The 6,972-nt window shown below is 70.2% G+C and carries 8 protein-coding genes and 1 pseudogene; 7 read left to right on the top strand and 2 right to left on the bottom strand.

Annotated elements, in window-relative coordinates:
* The 5 genes and pseudogenes from MCAG_RS11985 to MCAG_RS11970 form a co-directional block, all read left to right on the top strand.
* A pseudogene (locus tag MCAG_RS11985) lies at positions 1-308 on the top strand (hypothetical protein); the annotation flags it as partial.
* 154 nt (positions 309-462) lie between these two features.
* Complete coding sequence (locus MCAG_RS11980) at positions 463-1,251, top strand: DUF2993 domain-containing protein (protein ID WP_007073235.1); 789 nt, start codon at positions 463-465, stop codon at positions 1,249-1,251.
* A 128-nt stretch (positions 1,252-1,379) separates the two neighbouring features.
* Complete coding sequence (locus MCAG_RS36210) at positions 1,380-1,457, top strand: Ms5788A family Cys-rich leader peptide (protein WP_311202345.1); 78 nt, start codon at positions 1,380-1,382, stop codon at positions 1,455-1,457.
* Positions 1,458-1,664: 207 nt separating this feature from the next.
* Positions 1,665-2,513, top strand: coding sequence for a sulfurtransferase (locus tag MCAG_RS11975; protein WP_007073234.1), 849 nt, complete (start codon positions 1,665-1,667; stop codon positions 2,511-2,513).
* Positions 2,514-2,516: 3 nt separating this feature from the next.
* Entirely contained in the window at positions 2,517-2,840 is a 324-nt protein-coding gene (locus tag MCAG_RS11970; RefSeq protein ID WP_007073233.1) for a DUF1416 domain-containing protein, read from the top strand.
* Positions 2,841-2,988: 148 nt separating this feature from the next.
* Here the strand turns inward: MCAG_RS11970 and MCAG_RS11965 are convergent, their stop codons facing one another.
* Positions 2,989-3,975 carry a hypothetical protein gene (locus MCAG_RS11965; RefSeq protein ID WP_007073232.1) on the bottom strand — a complete coding sequence of 329 codons (987 nt, stop codon included), beginning with the start codon at positions 3,973-3,975 and terminating at the stop codon, positions 2,989-2,991.
* A gap of 397 nt (positions 3,976-4,372) precedes the next feature.
* Between MCAG_RS11965 and MCAG_RS11960 the strand changes: the two genes are divergently transcribed.
* Entirely contained in the window at positions 4,373-4,669 is a 297-nt protein-coding gene (locus tag MCAG_RS11960) for a hypothetical protein (protein WP_007073230.1), read from the top strand.
* Positions 4,670-4,782: 113 nt separating this feature from the next.
* Here the strand turns inward: MCAG_RS11960 and MCAG_RS30630 are convergent, their stop codons facing one another.
* Entirely contained in the window at positions 4,783-4,890 is a 108-nt protein-coding gene (locus MCAG_RS30630) for a DivIVA domain-containing protein (RefSeq protein WP_083802249.1), read from the bottom strand.
* A 791-nt stretch (positions 4,891-5,681) separates the two neighbouring features.
* Between MCAG_RS30630 and MCAG_RS11950 the strand changes: the two genes are divergently transcribed.
* The gene (locus MCAG_RS11950) at positions 5,682-6,872 is read left to right on the top strand and encodes an RCC1 domain-containing protein (protein ID WP_036373184.1); all 1,191 of its coding nucleotides are present in this window, start codon (positions 5,682-5,684) and stop codon (positions 6,870-6,872) included.
* The last annotated feature ends 100 nt before the right edge of the window (positions 6,873-6,972 follow it).

Genomic DNA, 6,972 nt, shown 5'->3' with positions numbered 1-6,972 from the left:
CGGCTCGCACCGCAGGGTGCCCCGGGGCGCCGCCGGCGTCGTGTGTCGGGGCGATGGCCGGCACCCTGGCCAGCGCGGTCCTCGGCAGTTACCTGGTCAGCTTCACCCCGACCAGCGGCGCGGTGATCGGGCTGGTCACCGCCGCCACCGCCGTGCTGGCCGACCTCGCCGTCGGGTACGCGGAGGCTGGCCGGCTGATGGCCGGCGAGCCGCCGACGATGTGGGCCGCCCGGCACATGCAGGGCCCGCTCGGCGGCTTCGCCCTGGCCGCCCCGGCGGCGTACGCCATGTGCGTGCTCTTCCTGTGACCCTCGGCTCTTCCGGCGGCCCGGCCGGGGCCGCCCGGCCGTTCGGGCGGCCCGAAGCGAGCGGCGGTTGAGGTTTTCACCCTTCGGGTACTCTCCGGTGCGCCGCTCGGCGGCACCGGTTCCGCCGAGCGGCGGACGGACAGAAGGAGGCGGCGTGGCGACGGCCTACCCGGCGTACGAGGAACGTCCCCGGCGACGCGGGCGCAAGGTGCTCATCACGCTGCTGGTCCTGCTGCTGATCATCGGCGGACTGCTGGTGGCCGCCGACCGGGTGGCCGTCGGGGTGGCCGAGCGGGCGATCACCGACCAGGTCAGCCAGGAGATCGCCAAGCAGGGCGCCCAGTCCTCGCCGCCCGAGGTCGAGGTCGGCGGCTTCCCCTTCCTCACCCAGGTCCTCGACGGGAAGTACGAGCGGATCTCCATCAAGCTGCGCGACGTGCAGGGCTCGGTGCAGGGTGACGCGGTGGCCCTGCCGGAGCTGGACGTCGACGCCCGCAACGTGCGGGCCTCCCTGGACACCCTGCGTACCCAGCAGGGCGACGTGGTCGCCGAGACCGTCGACGGCACCGGCACCATCACGTACGAGAGCCTGGCCGCGCTTCTCGACCGGCCCGGCCTGACCCTCGGCGAGCGGGACGGCCGGCTCGCCGTCACCGCCCCCGTCGACATCCTCGGGCAGAAGCTGACGCTCACCGGGACCGCCGACGTGACCGTCGGCAAGGAGGGTGCGATCTCGCTGCGCTTCAACGACGTGGACGCCGAGGGACTGCCGAACAATCGGCTGGCCCGCACCCTGCTGAGCAACTACGCCAAGGACATCTCGATCGACGTGCCGCTGCCCGAGCTGCCCTTCCAGCTCGCGGTGCGCGAGGTCAAGCCGCTGCCGCAGGGCCTCGCGGTGACCGCCGCCGCGAAGGACGTCCCGATCAACTCGGCCGGCTGAACGCTCCCCGGGGCAGTCGCCGGTCGGGTACGGTCCGCGCCCGTCCGGCGACCGTGCGTCGGAACGGGCGTCCCGGATGCTGGTCGGGCCGATGGCGGGATCCGGGATGGCTGGTAGGCTCCCTGCTCATGGGGACGCTCCTCACCAAACGGCGCGCGGTCGACCTGTGCCGCGTGGCCACCTGCCTGTGTCGCCCCGTCATCTGACGGCGGGGCTGTCCTCGGCCGCCTGACGGCGGCCACCGGCCATAGGGTCTGCGTATCCTCCGGTCTCTTCCCCCTGAACGCCCGGCAGCGGCGCCGTCGCACGAACCCGTGATCCCGTCCTTCCCTCTGGGTCCCGCGCGTGGTGCGACAGCCACAGACTTCGTCCTCGCGCAGGCTCACCGTCCATCCTCACCAGGGAGTGATCTGATGAGTCGCGACACCGCACTCGTCTCGGCCGAATGGGCCGAGAAGAACATCGACGCCCCGGGCGTCGTCTTCGTCGAGGTCGACGAAGACACCTCGGCCTACGACACCGGTCACATCGCCGGCGCGATCAAGCTCGACTGGCGCACCGACCTTCAGGACCCGGTCCGCCGGGACTTCGTCAACAAGAGCCAGTTCGAGGCGCTGCTCTCCGAGCGTGGCATCTCCAACGACGACACCGTCATCCTGTACGGCGGCAACAACAACTGGTTCGCCGCATACGCGTACTGGTACTTCAAGCTCTACGGCCACCGCGACGTGAAGCTGCTCGACGGTGGGCGCAAGAAGTGGGAGCTGGACGCCCGGCCGCTGGTGACCGACGCGGTGACCCGCCCGGCCACCCAGTACGTCGCGCAGGAGCCGGACACCTCGATCCGCGCCTTCCGCGACGAGGTCGTCAACGCGATCGGCACCAAGAACCTGGTCGACGTGCGCAGCCCCGACGAGTACGCCGGCCGACTGCTCGCCCCCGCCCACCTGCCGCAGGAGCAGGCGCAGCGGGCCGGCCACGTGCCGACCGCGATCAGCGTGCCGTGGTCCAAGGCCGCGAACGAGGACGGCACCTTCAAGTCCGACGACGAGCTGCGCAAGATCTACGCCGCGGCCGGGCTGGACGACAGCAAGGAGACCATCGCCTACTGCCGGATCGGCGAGCGCTCCTCGCACACCTGGTTCGTGCTTCAGGAGCTGCTCGGCCACGCCAACGTGAAGAACTACGACGGATCCTGGACCGAGTACGGCTCGCTGGTCGGCGTGCCGGTCGCGCTCGGCGACGAGCCCGGGGAGGCCTGAGCCATGACTGCTCCCACCGCTGCCGGTTGCGCCGCGCCCGACCAGGCCGCCCCGCTGCCGGCCAGCCTGGACCTGGAGAAGGAAACCGTCATCACCGGCGCCGTCACGTCCGAGGCGGGCGAAGCCGTTCCGGGCGCGTACGTTCGGCTGCTCGACTCGACCGGTGAGTTCACCGCCGAGGTGGTCACCTCCCCGGCCGGCCAGTTCCGGTTCTTCGCCGCGCCGGGCACCTGGACGCTGCGGGCGCTGTCCCGGCACGGCAACGGCGACAGCACCGTGACCGCCGCCCGCGGCATCAACGAGGTAACGGTCACCGTGAAGGCGTAAGGAAGGGCCCCCTGTTAACGCTTCCTGTATAGGAAGGGGCCCCTCCTGACACACCCGCACCGCGTGCATCGGCTCGGGCCGGTCCCCCCGCCCAGGGGTGGCCGGCCCGAGCCGTTTCGGTTCCAGCCGAGCGGATGCCGACCGGTCGCTACTTCAGGACGGGTGGCGCCCCGCCCCGTCCCCAGCCGAACGGGTCGTCTTCCTCCATGACGCGTATCGGTCTGGCTCGTTTCGACTGCTCGTTGCGGTTGTCCGACAACGCGGAGACCTTCTCTCTCAAGTCGTTGATCATTTCATAGAGGCGGAACCGCTCCTGGTCGGTGCTCTGCCGCAACTCGCCGAGAGCTACCAGATGCTGGCTGGCGCGGGCCTCGGCGTCATCGCGTTCCTGCGCAAGCTGGCCGGCGCGGGTCTCGGCTCTGTCGCGCTCGGTGACCAAGCGGCCGGCACGGTGTTCGGCCTGGTCCCGTGCGCGGGTAAGCACTTCCTGGTGGGCGATGAGGTCCGCGTTCTCCCGCACCAGCCGGTCGATGCGGGCGTTGAGCTCAGCACCCTCCTGGTGCTGGCGGGCGACATCCTGCCGCATCTGTTCGGACACGTTTTCGATGCTGTTGATCAGCCTGCGCCGGTCCGCTTCGGCCTCTTCGGCCTGGTGCTGCAGGTTGGCGGTCAGCCCAGCGATCTGGCCCTGCAGCTCCTTGATCCGACGGTGTTGGTCGACCAGTTCCAGTTGGGCGCGATCGTGCTCGCGCTCCAGCATGGCGATCCGGCTCTTGTCGTCCCTGGCGTCCGCCGGAGTGACGAGCGCGTCCCGAACCACCTGGCCGGCTATGACGATCCGGCCGCAGTAGCCCGGCGGGGCCACTCCTCGGTGTTCCTGCCACAGCCCGGCGAAGTGCTCCAGCCGATCTTCGTAGTCATCGTCTGGCCCGCAGACCCCAACGGCTCGCGCCAGCAGGTCCCAGGAGACCCGGCCGTCGCGCCTCAGCTCGTCGAGGACCTTCTTGTGGCTGATGTCGCAGTCAGTCTTGATCGCCTCCCAGAACCGTTGGAACGCACCGTGCTTGCTGCCCTTGTGCTTGTGGCGGTGCCAATCCCAGAGCAGCTCCCGTACTTGGTTCTGCACTTCGTCCACGTCGCAATTCTGGTGTAGCCGCTGCCCGTGTGCACCGAAAGAAGCGGTGAGCTCCCGTCCGATTCAGGGAGTATCCGCGGCCGTCCGTACACAGGGGACATTCGGATGGTCCGAAAATTCGGTGCCGCCGGGCCGGGGACCGGCCCCACCTGGTGTGATCCATGCCACTTCCAATGCGGTCTCTGGGGGTTTCCGAAAGTCCCTCAGGTGGTGGAGCTGGCCTTTGTGCTGGAGGCGTTGCTCCTTTTCGGGTTCACCGAAACCGGCGTCCACTGCGACAAGTCGTCGAAATGTCCGAAATTCTGCACCTCTGCTGTGATCTGAAGACCGAGTGCGGCTTCAGGTGGTTCGGGGTGCCGACCGCCGTTGTCCTGGCCCTGGTGACGAGGAGGATGCCTTGCCCACTTTTGTTGAGTTCGCGGACCGGCGGGAGGCGCTTGTCGCCGTCGTGGCGTTGCTGGTGCTGTTTGGATGGGCGCTGTTCGCCGGGCGGCGTGGTCGTCGCGACTTGGCGGAGTTGCGCTCCAGTGCACGTGTCGCGGCACCGCAGACCCTCTACCAGTTGCTTGCCTGGACGTTGGCCAGCGACGGCCGGACCGCACGCCTCGTCGTCCTGCTGGTTGTGCTGCTCCTGCTCGCCACGTTCGATGACAGCCTGGCTCGCGTGGCCGAGGCGTTGTTCGGTGCCCCGTGAACGGACTCGGTTGCCGAGCTCTCCGAACAGCTCGCGCGTAGTGGCTGACGGGTGACCACCTCGGGCACCCGTCGTCGCGCCGGGGGTGGGTAGTCAGGCCATCCGCGTACGGCTCAACTCGCGTGCAGCGCCGTCAGTTCGTCGGCGATCCGGTGCAGGAAGTCGTCCACCTCGGCCGGGTCCAGCCCGCGCCGGCACCGGCCGAACCGCTGCTGCCGCACCGGACTGGCGCAGAGCGGCCAGTACGCCGTCGACCGGTGATGGTGGCCCGCGTTGTGCCGCCCCGGTGGGCCGGACCGGCTGGCGGCGCGGCCGGCCGTAGGCTGGCTGGTCCTGGGCCGGCTGGTCCTGGGCTGGCTGGTCCTGGGTTGGCTGGTCCTGGTTTGGCTGGCGGCGCGGTGGCGGGCCGGTGGGCGGCGGTCCGGTGGCCGCTCGGCTGTTGTGGATCGGCCGGTTGCCGTCAACGGTTCCGGCGAAACAGCCAGAGGAGCCTGCGCACGATGAGGACGGCCTCTCCGCAAGGGCAGCCGGGGACGGGTGCTGCCGTGGAAGGCGGCCGGGACGGCCGCATCCCTTCATCCCTTCTAACTTCGACCCCCACCCAGCGCCGATCTTGCACTTAGGGCCCCGCTTTTGTCCCTATTGCTGCTTATGTGAGGGCCGGAACTGCATGATCGACGCCGGGGGTGGGTGGGGGGTGGGGGGTGGGGCGGGGGGGGGCGAGCGGTTCGGCCTGGCAGTACCCCGGCGGGTCCGGTGCGTCGGGGCGCTGCCTGCGGTTGCCGAACACCCGGGGGCGCAACGGCGCTGAACTGCTAGTTCGTGCGAAGTCAGTGTCGATCCGTGTGGAGTGCGACGGATTTCGCAAGTAGCGAAACGTGGTGCGGGGTCTTGTGTCTTCCCGATGGTGCCTGGCAGCAATGGGTGGTCGACCGGTTGCCCTGAGCAACCAATCCTGTTGATAATTGACCGACATCGATTAATGATCATCTGTGCACAGGGAAGGGAAGGCATGGCAACACAGACGGGCCGGCGGCGGCTGGGCCGCTGGTCGAGGTGGCTGGTGGCGGCGCTCCTGGTGGCGACCGTCGGGGGCGGAGCGGGGTTCGCCGCGCCCGCGGCCGGTAGCGGGCTGGGCCCTGCGGTTGAGCAGTGGCGGCAGCTCGCCGCTGGCGACAGCTACAACTGTGCGGTCCGGGCCGATGCCAGCCTGTGGTGCTGGGGCGCCAACGGGCAGGGGCAGCTCGGCAACGATGCGCCGACCTTCGACCCCCAGGCCGTACCGGTGCAGGTGGAGCCCGGTTCGCAGTGGCGCAGCGTACGCCCCGGAAAGGGCACGCACACCTGTGGCATCCGCACCGACGGCAGCCTGTGGTGCTGGGGAAGCAACTGGGCGGGGCAGGTGGGTGACGGCACGCAGACCAGCCGGTACGCGCCGGTTCCCGTAGGGGTCGGTTTCTCGTGGCTCGTCATGGCGACCGGCAACAGCCACACCTGTGCGATCCGCGACGACGCCACCCTGTGGTGCTGGGGGCAGAACCACGTCGGGCAGCTCGGGGACGGCACGCAGACCGACCGGTTGACCCCGGTGCAGATCGGCGTGGGGGAGTCGTGGGTGGAGGTCTCGGCGGGCTGGGGGCACACCTGCGCGCGGCGGGTCGACGCCACCATGTGGTGCTGGGGTGTGGGGGCACGGGTCGGGGACGGCACCAATGTGCAACGCCTGAGCCCGGTCCAGATCGGCGCGGGTTTCGGCTGGACTCAGGTGACGACCGGGTACGACCACACCTGCGCCATCCGCGCCGACGAGACCCTGTGGTGCTGGGGCTTCCCCGGCTCCGCGTTGGGCGACGGCACGGGCGAGTCGCGGTTGAGCCCCGTCCAGGTGGCTGGCGGCGGGGCCTGGGCCACGGTGGAGCCGGGTTACTGGCACACCTGTGGGCTGCGCACCGACGCCTCCCTGTGGTGCTGGGGCGCCAACATTCGGGGTGAGGTCGGCGACGGCACCTACTCGTCCCAGCTCAGCCCGGTACCGGTCGCCGCCGACCAGACCTGGGCGCAGCTGGGCGGCGGGATGGACCACAACTGTGCCGTGCGCGCCGACTCGACGGTCTGGTGCTGGGGCAGCAACGACGGGGGCGCGATCGGTCAGCGGCCCCGGGTGAGCGAGCGGAACGTCCCGACCCGGGCACTCCTGCTGTGACGGCCGGTTGAGCAACGCGCCGGTCCGGGCCCGCCCGGGCCGGCGCCAGCCGTCACGCGGTGCCCGGCGCCCTGCCCTCCCCTGCGCGCCGATCTTGCAC

This window comes from Micromonospora sp. ATCC 39149 (assembly GCF_000158815.1).
Lineage (GTDB): Bacteria > Actinomycetota > Actinomycetes > Mycobacteriales > Micromonosporaceae > Micromonospora.
This window is presented reverse-complemented; position numbering and strand designations above follow the sequence as displayed.

What these genes read in the sequence shown, in the direction of transcription:
- MCAG_RS11975 (WP_007073234.1), top strand. Translation starts at nt 1,665, where the DNA reads ATGAGTCGCGACACCGCACTCGTCTCGGCCGAATGGGCCGAGAAGAAC.
- MCAG_RS36210 (WP_311202345.1), top strand. Translation starts at nt 1,380, where the DNA reads ATGGGGACGCTCCTCACCAAACGGCGCGCGGTCGACCTGTGCCGCGTG.
- MCAG_RS11970 (WP_007073233.1), top strand. Translation starts at nt 2,517, where the DNA reads ATGACTGCTCCCACCGCTGCCGGTTGCGCCGCGCCCGACCAGGCCGCC.
- MCAG_RS11950 (WP_036373184.1), top strand. Translation starts at nt 5,682, where the DNA reads ATGGCAACACAGACGGGCCGGCGGCGGCTGGGCCGCTGGTCGAGGTGG.